We start from the raw sequence: 20,772 nt of genomic DNA on the forward strand, positions 1-20,772 counted from the left end.
GCCGTCGCCGCGCCGGCGCGGGTCCGCCGCCGGCGCTCCGACCCGCGCGGCCCCGCCGCCCGATCATTCCCGGGCCCGCCGCGCGGGCCCCGATAGCTTCGCGACAGCCTGAACGACGGGTTCAGCCCGCCAGGCGCGGCACGCCGCAGACCCAGGCGGGCAGGGGCTCGCGGGCGGTCTGCCCATGTGCCGAAATGCCGCCCGGCGGAGCCTGGCACTCACAGGCGCGATGTTAGAATTCGCGGTTGCGCCAACGCCCGAATAACTCGGTCGATCCCTCAGCGGACGGAACGATTTCAATGAGCCAACAACAGCCGCAAGGCGGAGCCCCCAAGCTCGGCCTGGGTACCCTCGCCATTCACGCCGGTCAGTCGCCCGACCCCAGCACCGGCGCGGTCATGCCGCCGATCTACGCGACCTCGACCTACGCCCAGAGCAGCCCCGGCCAGCATCAGGGCTTCGAGTACTCGCGCAGCCACAACCCGACCCGCTTCGCTTACGAGCGCTGCATCGCCGGCCTGGAAGGCGGCACCCACGGTTACGCCTTCGCCTCCGGCCTGGCCGCCACCTCGACCATCCTGGAGATGCTCGACGCCGGCAGCCACGTGATCGCGATGGACGACGTCTACGGCGGCACCTACCGCCTGTTCGAGCGGGTGCGTCGGCGCAGCGCCGGCCTGGACTTCAGCTGGGTCGACCTCAGCGACGCGGCCGCGTTCGAAGCCGCGATCCGGCCCGAGACCAAGCTGGTTTGGATCGAGACCCCGACCAACCCGCTGCTCAAGCTGGTCGACATCGCCGCCATCGCCGCGATCGCGCGCAAGCGCGGCCTGATCGTGGTGGTCGACAACACCTTCTCCTCGCCGATCCTGCAACGCCCGCTGGAACTGGGCGCGCACATCGTCATGCACTCGGCGACCAAGTACCTCAACGGCCACTCCGACATCGTCGGCGGCATCGCCGTGGTCGGCGATGAGCCCGAACTGGCCGAAAAGCTGACCTTCCTGCAGAACGCGGTCGGCGGCATCCAGGGCCCGTTCGACAGCTTCCTGGCCCTGCGCGGCCTGAAGACCCTGCACCTGCGGATGAAGGCGCACTGCGAAAACGCGCAGGCGCTGGCGGAGTGGTTGGAAACCCATCCCGCGGTCGAGAAAGTGATCTACCCCGGCCTGAAATCGCACCCGCAGCACGATCTGGCCAAGCGCCAGATGCACGGCTTCGGCGGCATGGTCAGCATCTACGTCAAGGGCGGCATGGACGGCGCGCGCCGGATGATGGAGCGCTGCGAACTGTTCACCATCGCCGAATCGCTCGGCGGCGTGGAAAGTCTGGTCAATCACCCGGCGGTGATGACTCATGCTTCGATCCCGCCGGATCGGCGCGCTCAGTTGGGCATTACCGACAATCTGGTGCGTCTGAGCGTGGGCATCGAGGATTTGGCGGATTTGCGCGCTGAGTTGGCGCGGGCGTTGGAGGATGGCGCGAAATGACGGAGGTGGTCGAAGTTTCGCAGCGCACGCGCGCCTGGCTCGACGTCAAGAACGGCATCGCCGGTTATCGCGTGTGGATGGCGCTGGCTCAGTACGAAATCCGTCAGCGCTATCGTCGTTCGATACTGGGTCCGTTCTGGATCACCATCACCATGATGGTGCTGATTCTCGGCATGGGGCCGTTGTACGGGTCGCTATTCGGCCTGAGCCTGGATGAGTTCATCCCGTTTCTCGCCATGGGGGTGATTTCCTGGGGTTTGATCTCCAGTCTCATCCTGGAAGGCTGCTCGACATTCATCAACGCCGAGAACCTTGTCCGTTCGGTGAAGCTGCCTTTCACCGTGCACGTAATGCGCGTGCTGTACCGAAACCTGATCGTGTTCGCCCACAATCTGGTCGCGTTCATCCCCTTCATGCTGTATCTGGGTATCGAACCGCACTGGCGATGGTTCGCGATCTTTCCGGGCGTCGCGTTGGTGGTGATGGCCGCGTTTCCGATGATCTTCTTGCTCGGCACCTTGTGCACGCGTTTTCGCGACCTTCAGCAGATCATCGCCAGCATCGTGCAGCTGGCTTTCTTCCTTACGCCGATTTTCTGGAAGCCCGAGCTGCTCAAGGGCCGCATCTACTTCGCCGAATACAACCCGTTCCATTTGTTGCTCGAGGTCATTCGTGGGCCGATCGTCGACGATCTGCCCTCGGCCGCTACCTATGGGAAGGTGGTCGCGATGATCGTTCTGCTCAATATTCTCGCCGTCCCGGTGTATGTGCGGTACCGCCGGCGCTTGGCTTTCTGGGTTTGATTCATGGCTAGAATTCTTCTTAAAGATTGCTCTCTTCATCTGCCGATCTACGGCACCATCAATCGTTCCTTGAAGGGAGCGATGCTGGCTTCGGCCACCGGCGGCCGAGTGGCGACGGAAAGTCGCGACATCGTCGTGATCGAGGCGTTGAAGAACGTGAATCTCGATATCCGCCCTGGCGATCGCGTCGGCGTGATGGGGCATAACGGGGCAGGCAAGACCTCGCTGTTGCGCCTTCTGGCGGGCATCTACGAACCGACCTCCGGCGGCGTTCTGGTCGAAGGCAAGGTGTCCAGCTTGCTCGATGTCACCCTGGGCATGGACTTCGAGGCCACCGGTTACGAGAACATCCTGCTGCGCGGCCTGATGCAAGGGCTGGAGGTCGAAGAGATAAAGCGGCTGACGCCGAGCATCGTCGAGTTCTCCGGTCTGGGCGAGTTCCTCAACGTGCCGGTGCGCACGTACTCCAGCGGCATGGTGCTTCGCCTGGCTTTTTCGATCATCACCAGCGTGCCCGCCGAAATTTTGCTGATGGACGAATGGCTGAGCGTGGGCGATGCGGATTTCGTCCATCGCGCCGAAGAACGTCTCAAGGGGCTGGTTCGAGAGGCGAGCATTCTGGTTCTCGCCTCCCACAGCCGCGAGGTGGTTCAGCATTTATGCAACGTCCATATCAGCATGGAGCATGGTGAAGTGGTTTCGATGGAACGTGTGCCGAATCAGGCCGAGGGTTGAGTAATGAGCGATCGCAAGGAAAATGCGGAGTACTGGCGCGCGCGGTCGGGGAAGCTCTACCAAGACCAGCAGATCGGGCGGGCGCAGGAGGGTTCTCGCAGCTATGCGCAGCAAGAAGAGTGGCTGAAGCGTCATTTCGCCGCCGCGTCCGCCGATCGGGGACGTCCGATCCGGGTGCTGGACTTCGGCTGCGGTTTCGGGCGCTTGGCTCGAATCCTCGCGCCGCAGCCTGCGGTGATCTACCACGGCTACGATTTTTCCGAGCCGATGGTCGAACCCCTCTATCAGGATCCGCCTGAGTCGCTGGCGCCGGTGCGCGAGAGGGTGCGGGTTGCGTCGTCCTTGTCCGAGGCTTTCGCAGAAGAGCGTTTCGACAGCATCTTCACCATTTCCGTGCTGATCCACAATCAGACGGAGGATGCGCGCAAGTTGGTTGGCCTGATGATGGAGCGTCTGGCTCCCGATGGGGAATTGGTGCTCATCGAGAATTCGCTTTCCGCGCTGTCGATGAAGGAAAACAACTGGCATGCCGGTTGCTGGTTGCACAATTTCGCCGAAGACATCGCTCCGGAGCACGACATCGACGTGTATTCCGATGCGATCGACAATCACTGCGTTTATGTGATCCGCCGTGCGCGCCAGGCGCGCGCGCTTCGTTTGTCGATGGGCGGGGCCGCGCTCGAGCCGGTCGATCTGGAGCGTCTGAACATCCTTGGGCTACGGCGCCTGAAGGTCGGTGTTCGAGGATTGGAAGGCGAACTGGCGAGCAGCGCGAACATCGCAGGGCAGTTGCACGACCACTACGAGGCCCATGTTTACGCGGATAAGCGCGCCGATGAGTCGATCAGGCGCGCCGAGGCGTCGGACAAACGCGCCGATGAATCGGAAAACCGCATCGCCGAGCTCACTTCCCATTTGCAGGAAGCCCGGCAAGCCACGCAAGCGGCCGTGTCCGAACGCGATGACGCCATCTCTCAAATCCATCAGTCCGCGGCGCTGTTTACCCGTCGCGAGGGTTTGCGCAAGCAGATCTTCGAGCACGCCGCTCTGAGCGCGCAGGCGCCCGAGGCGACGGAGCCGGAAGGTTCGAAAGAAGCGCTTCCTGCCGACTTTTTCCTCTACAACGCCCCTCAAGACGTAGCGACCGCTCACTCGGACCCGCGCTTTCGGACGGCGGCGCACGTCTTTCACATGGACTGGAAAGGCATCCGCGCTGCGGCGGGATCGTTGCCGGGTACGAAGATAGCGATTCGATCGGATCGTTCGCCCTCCGCCGCCGAGGTCGAGTCCATGCTCGACGCCTTGCGTTCGGCCGGGATCGAAAAAGTCGTGCTGCACGGGATGTCCGATGCGATGGCTGTCGTCCACAACGCGATCAGCCGAGCGGGTTTGCCGACGTATCTGGTTTGGCACGGAACCACGGCGCAGTGGGTGTGGAAGGATGAGCGCCGCTTCGCGCTCATGTCCTTGCGCCTGGCGCGAGAAGGCAGGGTCACGCGCTTCAGCGCGATCCGGCGCGGGCTGGAGGAGGTCGCCGGCCCCAATTACTTCATGCCGCAACTGCTGAATCCTGTTCCGCGCTTGCCTGTATCGCAGCTGCGCCGATCGGACGAAGCCCGGTCGCTTACGGCGCTGGTGCCTTCGTGGAACGATCTGCGTAAGAACCTGGCCAGCAATGTGCTGGCGCTGGAGAACGAGCCGCGCATCCGCAAGACCTTGGTTTTTTCCAAGGAATTCGTGCTTCCGTCCTGGTTGGGCAAGAAGGTTTCGTGGGTTCGTTATCCTGGCGTCGAAGGGCTCGCGAGCATGCTGTTCGGCTGCGACCTGGTGATGAACGTGACTACCATCGACTGCCATCCGATGGTCGATTTGGAGGCGATCGCCGCGGGCATACCCAGCATTCGTGGGCCGTTGTTCCTGGATGCGCTTGAGGATCATCCGTACTTCGCGATGTCGTGCGTCGACAATCCGCTCAGCGTCTCCGACATCAGGCGCTGCGTCGGCAAGGTTTTGGATGTGCCGGGCGAGGAAATGAGGGCGATGATCTCGGACTATGCAGAGAAGCTGACCCGACTTTCCTTGGATCGCTACGCCGAGTTCATTGGCAATTGAGGGGCACTGTGCGCGTATTCGTTACCAACGAGCTTCATCCGTTCACCGCCGGCGGCATCGGCCGGGTCGTGGCCAATATTCTCGAAGTTTCCAGCCCAGAAGAGCGTAAGCGAACGCTGATCCTTTTCCAGGGGCAGGGTTTGACCGCAGAGCGCTTCGCGCTGGTCTATCCGGACGTGCATTTCATGTCCTTCGATGAGGCCGACTACCGCGTCAATCATGAAGACGGTCAGCACTATCCGCCCAAGTGGGCCTTCACCAATACCGAATGGCATTGGCGCTCCGTCTCCGCGCTGCAAGCCTTGCTGGTTGCGGAGCGCAAGCATGGGCGGCTGGGTTACGTTGAGTTCACCGATTGGGGTGGGATGGCGTTTGCGGCGACCCAGCACAAGTTGCTGGGCTTGGGGCTCGGCGAGACCCAGATCGCGGTGCGCTTGCACTCTACCGATGCGGTTATTTCCGACCACGAAAGCAGACCCACGGGTTCTTGCAACCTCAGTTTGTTCGACATCGAGCGAAAGGCCTTGGCGGATGCCGACATCGTGGTCGGGCAATTGCCCGCCATCGCCGAGGCCACGCGGAAGTTCTATTCGTTCGACGAAAGCGACTGGGCGCCCCGTTTGCGGATACACGCTCCGCCGGTGTTGCTGGATCAGCGCCAACCGGTCACGAGTTCGAGCGCTCTGACCCTGGATTCGCCGATCGTCTTTTCCTCGAAGCTGCAGCACATCAAGCGTCCGGATGTCTTCATCAGGGGCTGCGCCGGATTCTTGCGGCGCATGCCCTCCTACCGCGGCCGGATACTGCTGATCGCGCACGCCATGGACGATGCCTATGCGGAGCGAGTCAAGAAACTGATTCCGAAGGATCTGGCAGGCCGTTTCAGCTTCCAGGCGGCGGCGTCGCAGCAGGAGCGCGCGACGGTCATCGGCCAGTCGGTATGCGTCTTCCCCAACGCGTGGGAGTCGTTCTGTCTTGCCGCCTACGAGGCGAGCTTGCTCGGCGCGACTTGCGTGCTGAACGAGTCGGCGGTCGCGTTTTCGGCCGATTCGCCTTGGGTGGCCGGTGAGAACTGCCGCAAGTTCGATGGCACCCCGCCGGGTCTGTGCGACGCGCTGGAGGCGCTGTTTTCCGGTCTGGCGAATCAGGACCGGGGTGTCGAGGTGGTCAAATGCCCTGCCGACGAAGCGCCCTGGCCAAGTGCGGCAGCTGTCGGCGAGCAAGCCCCGGTCGCGGAACGTTTGCCCAAGGTCAGCGTGATAGTTCCGCACTACAACCTTGGGCAGTATGTGCTCAAGACCATCGACAGCGCATTGGCTTCGAGTTACCCGAACCTCGAGATCATTCTTGTCGACGATGCTTCGACCGACGATTGGTCTCGCCAGATCATCGAACGACTCGAACAGTCGACCAGCGTCGACTTCAAGGTCGTTCGCAACGACACCAATCGCGGTCTGGCGGGAACCCGGAACCTGGCCTTGCAGCACGCGACGGGTGAGTACGTTCTTCCGTTGGACGCCGACGATCTCATCCACAGCGATTTCATCCGTCTGGCCGTGCGCGCCTTGGAGCGCAACCCTCAATTCGGTTTCGTCGTCCCGCAGACGGGCTTCTTCAACGATGCTTCGGAGTCGGAAGTCGACAGCGGCAGCTTGCTCGACTACGCGCTCTTCCATGGCGAAGCCCGATACGCGGGAGGGACCGAGAATCGTTACTCCACGGCAACCATGCTCGCTCGTACCGATTTGCTGAGAAAGTTCGGCTACCGAGCCGACCTGGATTCGTTCGAGGATTGGGATCTGTATCAGCGGATGGTGGGGCGAGGCGTGCGCTGTCTGGTGACGAATGCGGTTTACTTTCATTACCGCCGTCGCGCCGATTCGATGATCCACAGTGCGGATGCGCAAGATCGTCGTTCCTTTCACCGGCACGATTTGCTTCGGGGTAAACGCATGGCCGATATGGGCGACATGCCTTTGCTCGTGCTTGGGCGCCAAGTAAGCGTCTTGAGCCAAACCAGCGGAGCGGCGTTGACCGCGGAGCTGGAAGCCTATCGAACCAGCGAAACGGTGATCGTCGCGTTGATGGCGGCGCGCTTCTTGCAGCGGCGCGCGCCCTGGTTGGTAGCCCTGGCCAGAAAGGCCGCGCGTCCCACATGGCGTTTGCTGCGTCGCGGGAGAGGTCATTGATGAGCGGGTTTCTCTCCAAGGCGGTACTTTGGACCCTCGGTTGCGCGCTGGCGGTCAGCGTGATCGCCTATCTGTCCGGGTACGGCCAGGTCACCCTGCCGGTGATGGTCGTGCTGGCGGCGTTGTCCATCGCGATAGGCGCGGTGCTGAATCGCGCGTTGGGGCCGGCCTTGCAACTGCGCCTGGGATCCAAGCTGGGCATTCCGCTGTTGTTGCTCTCGCTGGTGGCCGGCATCTTGATCCACAGGCAATTGCCGCTGCGCTCGGACGTGTTTCCTCGCGCGTATGTGTTGAGCATCGGCAATACCGGCGAGCGTGGCGCTTCCGCCAAGGGAAATGAGATTTGGGCGAAGGTGGTCGGAAGCGACGGAAAGCCGACCAGACCGATCGTGCCCATCCCCGATGGCTGGGTATTGAAGGACGACGGCACCGTTTCCTCCACCGCCGGCGGCGGCGACGCGATCAGTTGGCGGGTGCCGCTGGAGCGCGGAAAGGTTCTGGTAATGACCCGGCACGAATGGTCCGGCATCGCCCAAGTCGATTGGCTCGGCAATAAGCAACGCATCGACCTGTTCAGCGCGGGAGAACCTTCCAGCGAGCGCATCGCGCTAAGCGGACGTCCGGCGCCTACCCAGTTCGATCATGTCGTGAGCATCGTGGTTGCGGCGGGAGCGAGCTTGACGATTTCTTTGTTGCTCTTCTTGCTCGTGCTGCAGTTCTGCGTCCCGGCAAGGGCCGAGCGCGGGTAGTCCGCGGATCGCTGAAACGTCTGTCGCGGCGTCCGCCCGGCGCGGGCTGCAAGTCATTGGAGGCAAGCGATGGACATTTTCATATTTTGCCCTCAGCGCGCTAGTGGCGACGCGGACGACGAAAGGCAACTGAAGGCGATCCTCGCCGCTCGCGCGGCGGCGGGGTTGGAGTCGCTGGTTCTCATCGCGTCCGGCGCATCGTCGGGCGTTCCCGAATGGTTGTCGGCGTTGTCGGGCGTGCGGATCGAGCACCTGCCGCCGAAGAATTTCGATTCTTCGACGGGGCGCGGTCGTCTTCCGGATCAGGGCCAGGTCAGCTGGGGCGACAAACTCTGGTCGTCCCGGCTGATCATGCAGTGGCTGGTGCGGTATCAGCGCGATGTCGGCCCCATTGGCTATGTCGAGTTTCCGGCTGCTGGAGGCTTGGCTTTCGCGAGTTTGCAGGAGCGCCTTTTCCGTGGCGCCTTCGAAACTGTCGAGTTCGCGCTGAGGCTGAGCGGCATCAGCGGAGTCCAGGCCGCGCGGCAAGGGGTTCCGGTCTCCGTTCAAGATCTGCTTCTCGCCGATCTGGAGCGCAAATGCGCCGCGGACTGCGATCTGCTGCTGGCGGATAATCACTGCGTCGGCGAGTACTTCCGGAGCTACTGGGGCTTTCGAGGCGACGACTGGGCGCCCCGCTTCCGGGGCCGCGCATTGGATTTGTCGTCCAAGCCGCTGACTGCCACAACCGACGAGCGCGCGGGTTGCGTTGTCGGCGCCGTTTCCAGCGAGCGGTCGGCCCGATTGTTTCTGCGCGGTTGCGTCGGTCTGCTTCGGACGCGTCGCCAATGGAAGGGGCGGGTCGTCCTCGCGTCCAACGCCTATTTCGCTGCGGCGATGAAGGTAGTTCCGGCGGACTTGCGTCCCCGATTCACTGTCGTCGAAGTCGGCGAGAACAGTCTCGATGCCGACAGCGGTGGACCGGGAGATATCCGTCTGTTTGTCGACGATTGGGCGCCGGACTCGATCGCGGTGGATCAGGCCTTGCTCGGTGGGGCCGTTTGCGTGCTCAATCGGGCCAATCCCGCCTATGCTGGCGATTCGTCTCAGACGATGCGCGGCGATTGCCTTTATTTCGATGGGAGCCTGGAAGCGCTGGTGAGCGCGCTGGCGAGCGCCGTCGATGGGGCTCCGGTGGCGGTTTCGCAGCCGCATTCGCCCACCCAAGTATCGGCCGCGATCGAGGCGACGGCGCAGCGCCCGCCCGCAGCGGCGAAAGGGCCGTCGCGAGTCTCCATCATCGTCCCTCATTTCAATCTCGGCGCGTATCTGCAGCAAACGCTCGCGAACGCGTTGGCGTCGACGCATGAAGATCTCGAAGTGGTGGTGGTCGATGATGCGTCGACCGATTCGCGTTCTCTCGAAGCGATCCGGCTTGCCCGCGCTCTGGACCCCAGGGTTCGAGTGATCGAGTTGGAATACAACCGGGGACTGGCCGGCGCCCGTAACGTCGGCGTCAGCCAAGCGACGGGCGAGTACGTGTTGCCGCTGGACGCGGACGACTTGATTCATCCGGAATTCGTCGCCGTGGCGAGCAGGGCGTTGGATCGGAGGCCGGCCTTCGACTTTGTCGTGCCGCAAGCCGCGTACTTCTCCGGTGCGGGCCTGGAAGCCTTCGACGATGTTCCGATCGATGGATGCCTGGCACTGGTAGGCGAGGCGCGACAGGCTGGATTGTTCGCGAACCTGTTTTCCACCGCTACGTGTTTTTCGCGGCGTGGAATGCTGCAGTCTCTGCGCTACCGGGAGGACTTACAGGCGTATGAAGACTGGGATCTGTATCGCCGCGCGGTGGCGGCCGGGCATAGATTCATCGTCGGCAACGAAATCATGTTTCTTTACCGTCATCGGGCGGATTCGATGATCCATAGTCCGGATATGCGCGCCCGGCACGCTCGTCTGATGAGCGAGCTGACGGCAAAAGATTCTTTTGCCGCCAATGGCATGCCTGTTCCCGCGCAAACCCTGCACGTGGTCGCTGGCGCGACGGTGCCGGGAGCCCAAGGCGAACTCATGTCGGACTATTCGGTGATGCTCGAGGAGCTACGCAGCTACCGCGAAAGCCCGGCGGTAAAAGCGGCTCTTGCCATGAGCCGCTATGCGTCCAAGTACTTGCCGGGGGCCAAGCGGCTGCTCCGTGGGATCAGAGGGCGCGGTTGAATCAAAAACCGCGCTCTTGTTCCTGGCTGTCTGCTGGCCGATCTTGACGCCCGGATCCGAACTTGAGCGGTTTGAGTCCGGGATGCAGCGGCCGCTTGGGCATATTGCCGATGTCGAAGTTGAGGAACGCCAGCAGAAACTGCAAGCCGCTGACGACGGCCACGGTCGCGATCATCACCGTGCCCAGCGGTGCGCCTTCTCCGCTATGTCCCGATTGCCACCAGTGGTAACCGCCGAAGGTCAAGCCAAAGCCGAGCAGGCTGATCGCCGCCAGCAATTCGAACGAAGCGATCGGCAAATCGCGCAGGAAATAGTTGTAAACCAGGCGTTTGCCCAGGTTGCGTACATGCTTGGCGGCAAACTCGCCCAATACCTGGCCGATTTTCAGATTGCTGACCTCATCGCCGTAGCGCGCGTCCATCGGGACGTCGACTACGACCGCGCGCATGACGTTCAACCGGAACAGCACGTCGGTTTCGAAGAAGTACCGGTGGCTGATCAATTGCGTCGGCAATCTCGCCGCCACCGAGGCGCTGATCGCGGTGTAGCCGTTGGTGGGATCGAACAGATCCCAATAACCGCTGGAGGCCTTGGCCATGAAACTCAAGCCGAGATTGCCGATCCGCCTCAGCGGCGGCATCTGCCGAATATGGGTCAGATCCCAGAATCGATTGCCCTTGGTGTAATCCGCTTCGCCGCGCAGGATCGGAGCTACGAACAACGGCAGCAGGCTCGCGTCCATTTGCCCGTCGCCGTCGATCTTCACGATCACTTCGGCGCCATCGGTAGCGGCGCGTTTGTAGCCGGTCATGACCGCGCCGCCCACGCCCTGATTTTGTTCGTGCCGCAGGACCGTCACTCGATCGTCGACGATGCGTTCGGCGATGAAGTCGCCGCTGCCTTCGGGACAGCAATCGTCCACGCAGTAGATGCGGTCGACCTCGGGCCCGATGCTGGCGACTACCGCCTCGATATGGCGGGTGACCTTGTAGCAGGGAATCACCACGGCGATTTTCCCGGCAGAGACGGCGCTGTTCGCGGCAAGGCTCATCGATACACCCATTTTTTCAAGATTACGAAACCGGCCACGGCGAGCAGGCCATCCATCACCGGCTTGGCGATCCACGCGAACTCGAGGGTTTTCGCGCTGGCGAGCGCCGTCACCAACCCGGTGCTGATCAGCGAGGTGGCGATCCAAGAGACGATGAAACGAAACAGCGCCTTGCGGCTGAGCGCGCTGTCGCCGTCCGCTTGAGCGAAGGTGTAGCGCCCGTTGAGCCAATAGCCCAGGCAGGCGCCGCTGATTCGGCCGATCAGGTTGCCCACAGGCACCGATACGCCCATGAAGGTCAGCAGCACGAACATCAGCGAGTCGAACAGGATCTGCGCTCCGCCGACCAGGCCGAACGTCATGATCTGCTTCCACAGCGGATGGCCGCCGCCGACGCCAATTGTGCTTTTTGAGCTCATGAACGCGCGGTCCGCGCCTGCGTGGCGGATTCGGGTTTGCGCGCCAGAGCCAGCAACGGCGCGGTGGCGAGGGCGACGACATACACCGGCAACTGATAGCGCGCGTCCTGGGCGATGATGGCGATCACCATCACCGACGAATGCGCTGCCGCCAGCGAGGGGATCAGCAGCATGCGCACGTCGCGACTGCGCGCCCAGGCGACCAAGGTGAGGAAGCACAGCAGATACAAGAACCCGGCGGGACGCCACATGTCGGTCAGATCGGGGTCGATCAGAACTGAGCCCACCCGCTGAGCCAGGTCGGGCGCAAACGAGTCCTCTTGCGGTTCGCCCGGCTTGGAAACGATCCAGCGCACTTTGTTCTGCGGCTTATTGAGGGCCGTTACGTACAGATACAGCGGGCGGGATCCCGACAACCGCCAGAGCATGCCGGTGGAGCAAATCGTGTGATCGACTTCGATATCGGGCCGTGCCAGCGCCAAGTCTTTCCAGATTCCCAGCAAGCGCGAACTTTGCGGCGTCGCTTTGGCCCAACTGAACGAGTCGTTGAATATCGTGGGGTTGATGGATGAGCAGTTGTAGCGCCAGTCGTCTCCGCCGCTATTGATGTCCTTCAACAACGCTGCGTCGCTTGGGTCGGCCGGGAGGTGGCCATGAGCGAGATGCGCGGCGATGTGATGCGAATACAGGACGAAAGCCGCGTTGACGCGTTTGGCGTGAACCATGTCGGCGACCGGGCCCTTGAGCAGCATCAGCGCGGCTACGGCCAACACGCCGGCGGCGGCCAGTTGCTTCCACGCCCGCGGCCGCGCAATGGCCATCAACCCCAGCGTGGCTATAGCGACCGGCGGTCCGTTGTGGCGCAAGGCCATGCACGAGAACATCAATACGGCCAAGGCGACGATCGAGCGTTTGCGTTTGATGTCCGGCACGCCCAGGAAGACCGCGCCCACCAGGAAGGCGGACAGGCCCACGACCGCGGCCGTATACGGTACGTCCTTCCACAACGTGACCGAGGTGATCGCGGTCATCGGATAAACGGCCAGCAGCACGCTCGCTGCCCATGCGGCCCAGACCGGCGCAGCCGTTGCCCGACGCACCACTGCGATGAGCCAGCCCGCGGCGCCGGCGAACAGCAGCAATTGAGTCAAGGCGACCGCGGCTACGCTGTCCCACACGGCGCGGACGGCGACAAAGAAAAAGCTGTGGAGCAACGGGTGCCCGTCGTGAAATTCGCCCCGAGTCGCTTGTCCCCACTGGTCCATAGAGTCGGAGCTCATGAGCCCCGGGTAGAACAGCGCCAACAGGGCCAGACCCGTCAGAAGCGTCGGAACCGCGTAGCCCAGCGACTCCAGCGCGATGCGCCTGGCGCCGACCGGCGCGACGGGCTGGCGCGCAGACGGCAGCGCGTACAGCCCCAGAAACACCAGCAACACCACGAAGGCCAGGACCAGCGTTTCGCAGATCCAAATCCAGGTCTGCAGGCCATCGCGGCTGGGTTGGTCGAGTGTCCAGTCATTGACTTGGGCTTGGGCCGCGCCGAAGGCGATGGCGTAGCCATCGGACTTGGGCGAGTACAAATCGATGACTCGGCTTTTGCCTTGCATCGAGATTCTGGCCTTTCCCGACCAGGGGTGAGAGACGAAAATCAGTCTGCCGCTGGTGCCGAACTCGCCCTTCAAGCTGAGCTTGGCCGGTTGCGACTCGGGCCTGGACACCAGGAACTCTTCGCCGTGACGCTCCCACTTTCCGTCATGGGCGAAGATTTCGGGCGATACCGATTGCCCATCGACCTCCAGGCGCACCCACACTTCCGAGGCCGCCGCTGCCGGCGATTTTTGTCCAAGCGCCTCGACCTCGATCGAAACGCTTTTACCGGGCTCGGGCTCTAACGGCAGGGCTAAGGTGAGAATGGCCGCCAGCCCTAGCGCGCCTACCGCGATCGCGGCAGCGATGCGTCGCGGCAGCCCAGCCAACGATCGAACCGCCCAGCGCGCGGGTAGAAACAGAGTCAATGCGATGAATACGGCCAACGCCACCACATACATCGCCGCTTTTGCAGGCGCGAGCGTGTTCAGATCTATCTCGAAGTACAGGCTTTGCGTCGCCAGCAAGGAGACGCAGGCCGCCAACAGCCAGCCAAAGCGCGATGAGCCTTGCTCGATGGGGCGAGGACTGGGAGTGGGCACGAAGCGTCCTTTCGGTAGATGCCGATGCAACAATGATGAGTGGATGATCCGAGGGAGTTGCCGTTGCCGTCAGCGCAGCCCGCGCTGCCAGCGCCAAGCGTCCTCGCAGATACGCTCCAGCCCATGCTCCGCGTGCCACGACAGCGCCCGATGCGACAGGGTCGGATCGGCATAGCACTCGGCGACGTCGCCCGGGCGGCGTTCGACGAACGCATAGGGGATCGGCAGGCCTGCGGCGGTCTGGAACGCGTGGACGATCTCGAGCACGGAGTAGCCGCGGCCGGTGCCCAGATTGACGGTCAACTCGCGCACGCCGCTGTCGTCCAGCGCCGCCAGAGCCGCGACGTGGGCCTTGGCCACATCGCAGACGTGGATGTAGTCGCGCACGCCGGTACCGTCGGGAGTGGGGTAGTCGTTGCCGAATATCCGTACCTGCGGACGCAGGCCGGCCGCGACCTGAGCCACGAACGGGACCAGATTATTGGGCACGCCCAGCGGCAGTTCGCCGATTTCGCCGGAGGGGTGGGCCCCGGCCGGATTGAAGTAGCGCAGGATCGCCGCTTGAAAATCCGGCTGGGCCGTGACTACATCGCGGATCACGTTTTCCATCATGAGCTTGGTACGGCCGTACGGGTTGACGGCGTCCAGCGGCGCATCTTCGGTGATCGGGCAGCGCTCGGGGACTCCGTAGACCGTGGCGGAGGAGCTGAAAACGAGCTGGTTGCAGCCGGCGTTGCTCATCGCCTGCAGCAGGTTGAGCGTGCCGGTGAGGTTGTTCTCGTAATAGGCCAACGGCTGTTGGACGCTCTCGCCGACCGACTTCAGCGCGGCGAAGTGAATCACGCTGTCGGGGCGATAACTCGATACACAGGCGCTGATCGCGTTGGCGTCGCGCAAGTCCAGATGCTTGAACGGAATGCGGTTGCCGCACACTTTGGCGATCCGATCGAGGATCCAGTGCTCGCTGTTGGAAAAGTTGTCGATCAGCAGGATTTCATATCCGGCCGCGGCCAACTCCACGACGGTATGGGAGCCGATAAAGCCGGCGCCACCGGTGACCAGTATTTTCTTGCTCACGATACGGCTGTCTGATTGACTGAGGAAAGAGGATAGCCGCCCCCCCTGGGCGTCCAACCCCTCATTATCGCGGTTTTGGCGGGGGGATGGATGAAAGCCTCCTCACGCCGGCCGTCGAAATAGCCCCTCTCCAGGGCGAACGGCCTGAAATCCGGGGCCGGGGTGTCGCGCGGCCCGCCAGAGGCGGCCTCAGGCGGGGCCGGCCGGCCTGCTGGCCTGGGCTTGGGAGTCGTCGAAAGCGCCCGGTCGTCATTCGGCGAATCGCGGTTATCGCGGCAGTTGTTTCGTCGCGAGGCCGGTGCTTCCGCCGCTCTGTATTACTTCGACACCCGATCGCTGGCCGCCGTGGCCGGCCGCGCCGGATTGCGGGTCGGCGCCAGCCGCAGGCTGCCGACTTTGCTGGCTCGCGGCCTATACTCCCGAATCATGTGTTCCGGCGACGTGTCCAAGGCCAAGGCGATGGCGCTGACCGCGGCGATCCTGCCTCTGGTGCCCACGCTGCGCGCGTTGCCGTCGGACATCACCGTGTGGTTGCTGTCGCCCGACGCCGAGGCTTGAGCGGCGTCGGCGTCAATGAAAGGGAGTCGAGCTTGGAAATCCGTCCGGTAAGTTCCGATGCCAAGGCATTGGCGGGGTACGAACAGCTGTTTCGCGCCTGTTTTCCGGGCGCGACGCATTTGAATGCGCAGTACCTGGAGTGGCTGTATGCGCGCAATCCCGCCGGCGCGGTGATCGGTTGCGATGCCTGGGAAGGCGACAGGCTGGCCGCGCATTACGTCTGTGTGCCGGTGCAAGCCTTCGTCGACGGACGCTCGGTACGGGTGATGCTGTCGCTCAATACCGCGACGCATCCGGATTTCCAAGGCAAGGGCTTGTTCACTCGCCTGGCCGACGCGACCTACCAGGCCGGCGCGGACGCGGGAGTGGCGGCGGTGTACGGCGTGGCCAACGCCAACTCGACTCCGGGATTCCTGCGCAAGTTGGGATTCACGCTGGTGCGTCCGCTCGACGCGCGCATCGGTTTCGGCCGGATCGAACGCGCGCCGGCGACGCCGGCGACCGGTTTCCGTCGCGATTGGTCGCAAGCGACCTTGGCCTGGCGGATCGCCAACCCGCAACGCGGTTATCGGTTGGTGCGCGCCGGCAACGGGATGCTCGGGGCCGAAGCGGTCACCGACAAGCCCGGTTTGCGCGCCTGGGATGAGCTGGCGGCGGTCGAGGGCATGCCCGAGCCGGCCGCTTCGCCGGCCTGGGCGATGCATCTGCACCTGGGCCTGCGTCCCGGTGGAGATCGCCGCGAATCGGGCTGGTTCGATATTCCGCAGCGTTTTCGCCCCAGCCCGTTGAACATGATTTTCAGGCCGTTGGCTTCCGGCGTGGCGGTGCCTGCGGCGGATTCGGTGCGCTTGGGGCAGTTGGATTTCGATGCGTTCTGATTCTTCCGCCGCCGCGCCGCTGTTGGTGGTGTTCGCGCATCCCGACGATGAGTTCGCGGTGTTTCCGTGGCTGCGCCAGGCGCTCGCCAGCGGGCGCCGGGTCGAGGCGGTGTGGCTGACCGACGGCGGTTGGGGCGGGCAAGACACCGCGCGCCGGCGCGGCGAGAGCGTCGCGGTGCTGTCGGAGTTCGGCATGGATCCGGCGAACATGCATTTCTGCGGCGAGGAATGGAGCATTCCCGACGGCGGTTTGCATCTGCGCCTGGACGTGGTGGTGCCGCGCCTGATCGAACGCTTCGGCCAGGCGCTGGGAGGCGAGGTGTTGATGCCGGCCTGGGAAGGCGGCCATCACGATCACGATGCCAGCCATCTGGCCGCGTTGGCCGTGGCGCGCGCGCGCGGTGCGCGCATGTGGCAGTACTCGCTTTACCACGGGCAAGGCCTATCCGGGCCTTGGTTCAAGGTGCTTTCGCCATTGCCCGCCAACGGCGCCTTGGAAGTGTTGCCGACCGGGTTGGGCGCGCGTCTGGGCTGCGCGGCGTTGTGCCTGCGCTATCGGTCGCAGTGGAAAAGTTTCGTCGGCCTGTTGCCGTTCTATTTGTGGCGCATGCGTCGCGCCGATGCGTTCTGGCGTCAGCCGGTGGACCCGCGCCGTACCGCCGAGCGTCCGCATGAGGGCGCGATGTTGTACGAACGTCGCGGCGGCCCGCAGTGGGCCGATTTCGCCGCGGCGACGGCGGCGTACCGAGAGGTTTGAAGCGCGCGGTCGGAGCCGCTGGGCGCCGACCGCTTGAATTGCGATGAACCGGCTGGAAGCGGACGGATCGCGACGATCCGTCCGCCCGGATGGCTTACGCCAACGCCGCTTCCAGTTCCGGCAACAACTTGAACAAATCACCCACCAAGCCGATGTCCGCGATCTCGAAGATCGGCGCTTCGCCATCCTTGTTGATCGCCACGATCGTGCCCGCGTCCTTGATCCCGGTCAGGTGCTGGATCGCGCCGCTGATGCCGACGGCGACGTACAGCTCCGGAGCGATGATCTTGCCGGTCTGGCCGACCTGCAGTTCGTTGGGGACGTAGCCGGCGTCGACCGCGGCGCGCGAGGCGCCGACGGCGGCGCCGAGCTTGTCGGCGAAGTCGTAGATGATCTTGAAGTTCTCCGCCGAGCCGACGCCGCGGCCGCCGGAGACCACGCGCTTGGCGCTCTGCAGGTCGGGACGGTCGGACTTGCCCGCGGCCAGACCGACGAAGCGGGTGTGGCTGGGCAGCGCGGCGTCGACCGAGGCGGCCTCCACCGCGGCGCTGCCGCCCTTGGCCGCTTCCGGCCACGAGGCCGCGCGCACGGTCGCCACGACGGTGTGATCGGCCGGGGCTTCGACGGTGATGATGGCGTTGCCGGCGTAGATCGGGCGCTTGAAGGTGTGGCTGCCGTCCACGGCCATGACGTCGGAGACCTGGGCCACGTTCAACAGCGCGGCCACGCACGGCATCAGGTCCTTGCCGAAGGTGGTCGAGGGGCCGAACACGTGGCTGTAGCCCTTGGCCAGCGCGGCGATCTGCGGCGCCAGCACTTGCGCGATGGCGTTGGCGTTGGCGGCGTTGGCCACGGTCAGCACCTTGGCGACCCCGGCGATCTGCGCGGCCTGCGCGGCGACGGCGGCCGGGTCGGCGGCCAGCACCACGATGTCGATCGATTCGGGCTTGAGCGCCTGCGCGGCCGACACGCACTTGGCGGTGGACGCGTTGAGCTTGCCGTCGAGGTGTTCAGCAACAATCAGAACCTTGCTCATCACAGCAACCCCTTCTGCTTCAGTGCGGCGACCAGTTCGGCCGCGTCCTTGACCATCACGCCCTTGCTGCGCTTGGGCGGCGGCGCGTAATGGGTGGTCTTGAGCGTGTCGCCGGTGTCCACGCCGAGCTCGGCGAACTGGATCGTCTCCAGCGGCTTGCTCTTGGCCTTCATGATGTCGGGCAGCTTGATGAAGCGCGGCTCGTTCAGGCGCAGGTCGGTGGTGACCACCGCCGGCAGATCGACTTCCAGCGTTTCCAGGCCGGCGTCGACTTCACGGGTGACCGTGGCCTTGCCGTCTGCGACTTCCAGCTTGGAGGCGAAGGTCGCCTGCGGGCGGCCCCACAGGGTGGCCAGCATCTGGCCGGTTTGGCTGGCATCGTCGTCGATGGCTTGCTTGCCCAGGATGACGATGTCTGGCTGTTCTTTTTCGATCAGCTTGAGCAGCGCGCGCGCGGCGGTCAGCGGCTGGATCGGTTGGTCGCTGACGATGTGCACGGCGCGGTTGGCGCCCATGGCCAGGCCGTTGCGCAAGTGCGGCTGCGCGTCGGCGGGGGCGATGGTGGCGACCACGACTTCGGTGGCGATGCCCTTGTCGCGCAGGCGCAGCGCTTCTTCCAGGGCGATATCGTCGAACGGATTGGCCGACAGCTTGACGCCGTCGGTAACTACGCCGGAACCATCCGGCTTGACCTGAATGCGGACGTTGTAGTCCACCACGCGCTTGTAGCCGACGAGGATCTTCATCGTGCGGGATTTCCTTGTGGGGGTGTCCGGCCGGGAGCGGCCAAGAGCCGCCAATTCTAACGGAGACGGCCGGGCGGGGGCAGCGCGCGGGCGCACGCGGCCGGCGCGAGCGTTTGAAACGCCGGCGTTGCGGGATCGGGCGTAAACGCCGCGGGCGCGCGCTTCAGCGGCCTGCGGAAGGCTCCACGGTGAGGATCTGCGCGCCGGTCCAGGCCGCGCCCGGCTCCAGCCGCACCGGGCTGAGCACGTTGCCGGCTTCCACGCAGACGAAGTGGCGGTGCTCGCCGGCACCCAGATCGGCCAGGCCGGCGGCCAGTTCGGCACCCGGGTTCCACACCACGGTGTCGGCGAAGCCTTCGGCTTCCAGGCGCAGCAGCTGTTCGCCGTCGGTCAGCCGCAGCGGCTGGCGGGTGTCGGGGTAGATCCGGTCGACCTCGCCCTCGAAGCGCACCGGCGCGTCGCTGGGCGGGCAGTGCGCGTCGCCGCGGGTCGAATCGACATACGGACGGTCTTCCAGGCCGTGGACCAGGGTGCCGGCGATGTCGGCCACGCGCAGGTAGGTGTGCAGGGCGGCGGTGAACTCGATCGGGTTGGGATCGGTGTTGCGCACGCTCAGGGCGATCCGCAGCCGCTCGGCGGTCGGTTCGAGGTCCAGTTCAGCTTCGAAGCGGTAGGGCCAGTGGCGACGGGTTTCCTCGCGGTCGGTCAGGCGGAAGCTCAGCCGCGGCGAGGCCGCGTCGGCGGTGTCGAGCGCTTCCCAGGTCAGGGTGCGGGCGAAGCCGTGGCGCGGGCCGTCGCCGCGCGCGGAAAACTGCGGAAAGATCACCGGCACTCCGCCGCGGATCGCCTTGCCGGCGCCGAAACTGGCGCGCGGGCTTAGATACAGGCGTTCGCTGCCGCCGCAATGCCAGGACAGCAGGTGGGCGCCGAACGGCGCGGCATGCAGATGCCCGTCCTCGAATTCCAGGCGCAGCGAGGCGGGAAGGGCGGCGTGCGGGTCGGAGGCCATGTCCGTTCCTTGGGGGCTGGCGGAGGGCGCCGGTGGCGCCGGGTACAGCCTGCCGCAAGCTCGCGCGCTTGGCCACACGCCGACTCGGCCGCCGGTCACGTTCCATGAAGGCCCCGGCGCACGGGCCGGGCTATGCTGTCGCGTCTTATCGTTGCATGGAGGCGGGATGCTGCATCCTGTCGTATTGAGCGGCGGCAGCGGTTCGCGCTTGTGGCCGCTGTCGCGCGAGAACCAGCCCAAACAATTCCTGTCGCTGATCGGCGACCGTTCGTTGTTCCAGGAAACCGTGTTGCGCGCGCGCGCGCTGCCGCAGGCCGGCTTGCCGGTCACGGTGTGCGCCGAGGGCCACCGCTTCATGGTCGGCGAGCAGTTGCAGGGCATCGGCGTGGACAGCGGCGGCATCCTGCTGGAACCGATGGCGCGCAACACCGCGCCGGCGATCGCCCTGGCCGCCTGCCACCTGCTGGCCAGCGACCCCGAGGCGGTGATGCTGGTGCTGCCGGCCGATCATCTGATCGAGGACGAAAGCGCATTCCGCGAGGCGGTCGCGCGCGCCGCGCAGCGGGCCGCGGAAGGCTGGCTGGTCACCTTCGGCATTCAGCCGGACTACCCGGAAACCGGCTACGGCTACATCGCCCGCGGCGAGGCCTTGGACGAAGGCGTGTACCGGGTCGCCCGCTTCGTCGAGAAGCCGGCGCTGGCGACCGCCCAGGCCTATCTGGCCGAAGGCACTTATGCCTGGAATTCGGGCATGTTCCTGTTCCAGGCCGCGCGT

General features: G+C 64.5%; 18 protein-coding genes. 11 read left to right on the plus strand and 7 right to left on the minus strand.

Annotated elements, in window-relative coordinates; genetic code table 11:
• Positions 1-299: 299 nt before the first annotated feature.
• From V7787_RS30395 to V7787_RS30425, 7 genes are all read left to right on the plus strand, one after another.
• On the plus strand, positions 300-1,490 hold the full coding sequence (locus V7787_RS30395) for a cystathionine gamma-synthase (protein ID WP_336091091.1): 1,191 nt from the start codon (positions 300-302) through the stop codon (positions 1,488-1,490).
• A complete protein-coding gene (locus tag V7787_RS30400; RefSeq protein WP_336091092.1) occupies positions 1,487-2,293 on the plus strand; it encodes an ABC transporter permease in 807 nt (268 codons plus the stop codon). The genes V7787_RS30395 and V7787_RS30400 overlap by 4 nt, the downstream gene beginning before the upstream one ends.
• A gap of 3 nt (positions 2,294-2,296) precedes the next feature.
• Positions 2,297-3,028, plus strand: a complete 732-nt coding sequence (locus V7787_RS30405; protein ID WP_336091093.1) for an ABC transporter ATP-binding protein — start codon at positions 2,297-2,299, stop codon at positions 3,026-3,028.
• A 3-nt stretch (positions 3,029-3,031) separates the two neighbouring features.
• A complete protein-coding gene (locus V7787_RS30410) occupies positions 3,032-5,140 on the plus strand; it encodes a class I SAM-dependent methyltransferase (protein ID WP_336091095.1) in 2,109 nt (702 codons plus the stop codon).
• A gap of 8 nt (positions 5,141-5,148) precedes the next feature.
• Positions 5,149-7,329 (plus strand): glycosyltransferase, encoded by a 2,181-nt coding sequence (locus tag V7787_RS30415; RefSeq protein WP_336091096.1) that lies wholly within the window; start codon positions 5,149-5,151, stop codon positions 7,327-7,329.
• Positions 7,329-8,078 carry a hypothetical protein gene (locus V7787_RS30420; RefSeq protein WP_336091097.1) on the plus strand — a complete coding sequence of 250 codons (750 nt, stop codon included), beginning with the start codon at positions 7,329-7,331 and terminating at the stop codon, positions 8,076-8,078. Before V7787_RS30415 ends, V7787_RS30420 begins: the two co-directional genes overlap by 1 nt.
• A 69-nt stretch (positions 8,079-8,147) precedes the next feature.
• Positions 8,148-10,277, plus strand: a complete 2,130-nt coding sequence (locus V7787_RS30425) for a glycosyltransferase family 2 protein (RefSeq protein ID WP_336091098.1) — start codon at positions 8,148-8,150, stop codon at positions 10,275-10,277.
• Position 10,278: 1 nt separating this feature from the next.
• On the opposite strand, the gene V7787_RS30430 is transcribed toward V7787_RS30425, so the two are convergent.
• The 4 genes from V7787_RS30430 to galE form a co-directional block, all read right to left on the minus strand.
• A complete protein-coding gene (locus V7787_RS30430) occupies positions 10,279-11,328 on the minus strand; it encodes a glycosyltransferase family 2 protein (RefSeq protein ID WP_336091099.1) in 1,050 nt (349 codons plus the stop codon).
• Positions 11,325-11,747 (minus strand): GtrA family protein, encoded by a 423-nt coding sequence (locus tag V7787_RS30435; protein ID WP_336091101.1) that lies wholly within the window; start codon positions 11,745-11,747, stop codon positions 11,325-11,327. Before V7787_RS30435 ends, V7787_RS30430 begins: the two co-directional genes overlap by 4 nt.
• Positions 11,744-13,936: a hypothetical protein gene (locus tag V7787_RS30440; protein ID WP_336091102.1), complete on the minus strand. Its 2,193-nt coding sequence runs from the start codon at positions 13,934-13,936 to the stop codon at positions 11,744-11,746. The genes V7787_RS30435 and V7787_RS30440 overlap by 4 nt, the downstream gene beginning before the upstream one ends.
• 69 nt (positions 13,937-14,005) lie before the next feature.
• Positions 14,006-15,013 carry a UDP-glucose 4-epimerase GalE gene (galE, locus tag V7787_RS30445; RefSeq protein ID WP_336091103.1) on the minus strand — a complete coding sequence of 336 codons (1,008 nt, stop codon included), beginning with the start codon at positions 15,011-15,013 and terminating at the stop codon, positions 14,006-14,008.
• Positions 15,014-15,292: 279 nt separating this feature from the next.
• Between galE and V7787_RS30450 the strand changes: the two genes are divergently transcribed.
• The 3 genes from V7787_RS30450 to V7787_RS30460 are packed head-to-tail and all read left to right on the plus strand — an operon-like array spanning position 15,293 to position 17,206.
• On the plus strand, positions 15,293-15,571 hold the full coding sequence (locus V7787_RS30450) for a hypothetical protein (protein WP_336091105.1): 279 nt from the start codon (positions 15,293-15,295) through the stop codon (positions 15,569-15,571).
• Positions 15,572-15,603: 32 nt separating this feature from the next.
• The gene (locus V7787_RS30455; RefSeq protein WP_336091107.1) at positions 15,604-16,449 is read left to right on the plus strand and encodes a GNAT family N-acetyltransferase; all 846 of its coding nucleotides are present in this window, start codon (positions 15,604-15,606) and stop codon (positions 16,447-16,449) included.
• Positions 16,439-17,206 (plus strand): PIG-L deacetylase family protein, encoded by a 768-nt coding sequence (locus V7787_RS30460; RefSeq protein WP_336091108.1) that lies wholly within the window; start codon positions 16,439-16,441, stop codon positions 17,204-17,206. The genes V7787_RS30455 and V7787_RS30460 overlap by 11 nt, the downstream gene beginning before the upstream one ends.
• A gap of 94 nt (positions 17,207-17,300) precedes the next feature.
• On the opposite strand, the gene V7787_RS30465 is transcribed toward V7787_RS30460, so the two are convergent.
• The 3 genes from V7787_RS30465 to V7787_RS30475 all read right to left on the minus strand — a co-directional run bounded on the left by V7787_RS30465 (position 17,301) and on the right by V7787_RS30475 (position 19,997).
• Positions 17,301-18,242: an electron transfer flavoprotein subunit alpha/FixB family protein gene (locus V7787_RS30465; protein ID WP_336091110.1), complete on the minus strand. Its 942-nt coding sequence runs from the start codon at positions 18,240-18,242 to the stop codon at positions 17,301-17,303.
• Positions 18,242-18,988 carry an electron transfer flavoprotein subunit beta/FixA family protein gene (locus V7787_RS30470; protein ID WP_336091111.1) on the minus strand — a complete coding sequence of 249 codons (747 nt, stop codon included), beginning with the start codon at positions 18,986-18,988 and terminating at the stop codon, positions 18,242-18,244. Before V7787_RS30470 ends, V7787_RS30465 begins: the two co-directional genes overlap by 1 nt.
• Before the next feature lie 163 nt (positions 18,989-19,151).
• Positions 19,152-19,997, minus strand: a complete 846-nt coding sequence (locus V7787_RS30475) for a D-hexose-6-phosphate mutarotase (RefSeq protein ID WP_336091113.1) — start codon at positions 19,995-19,997, stop codon at positions 19,152-19,154.
• Positions 19,998-20,163: 166 nt separating this feature from the next.
• Between V7787_RS30475 and V7787_RS30480 the strand changes: the two genes are divergently transcribed.
• A partial coding sequence (locus V7787_RS30480) for a mannose-1-phosphate guanylyltransferase (protein ID WP_336091115.1) occupies positions 20,164-20,772 on the plus strand: 609 nt, incomplete at its 3' end.

It is taken from the genome of Pseudomonas sp. CGJS7 (genome assembly GCF_036961695.1).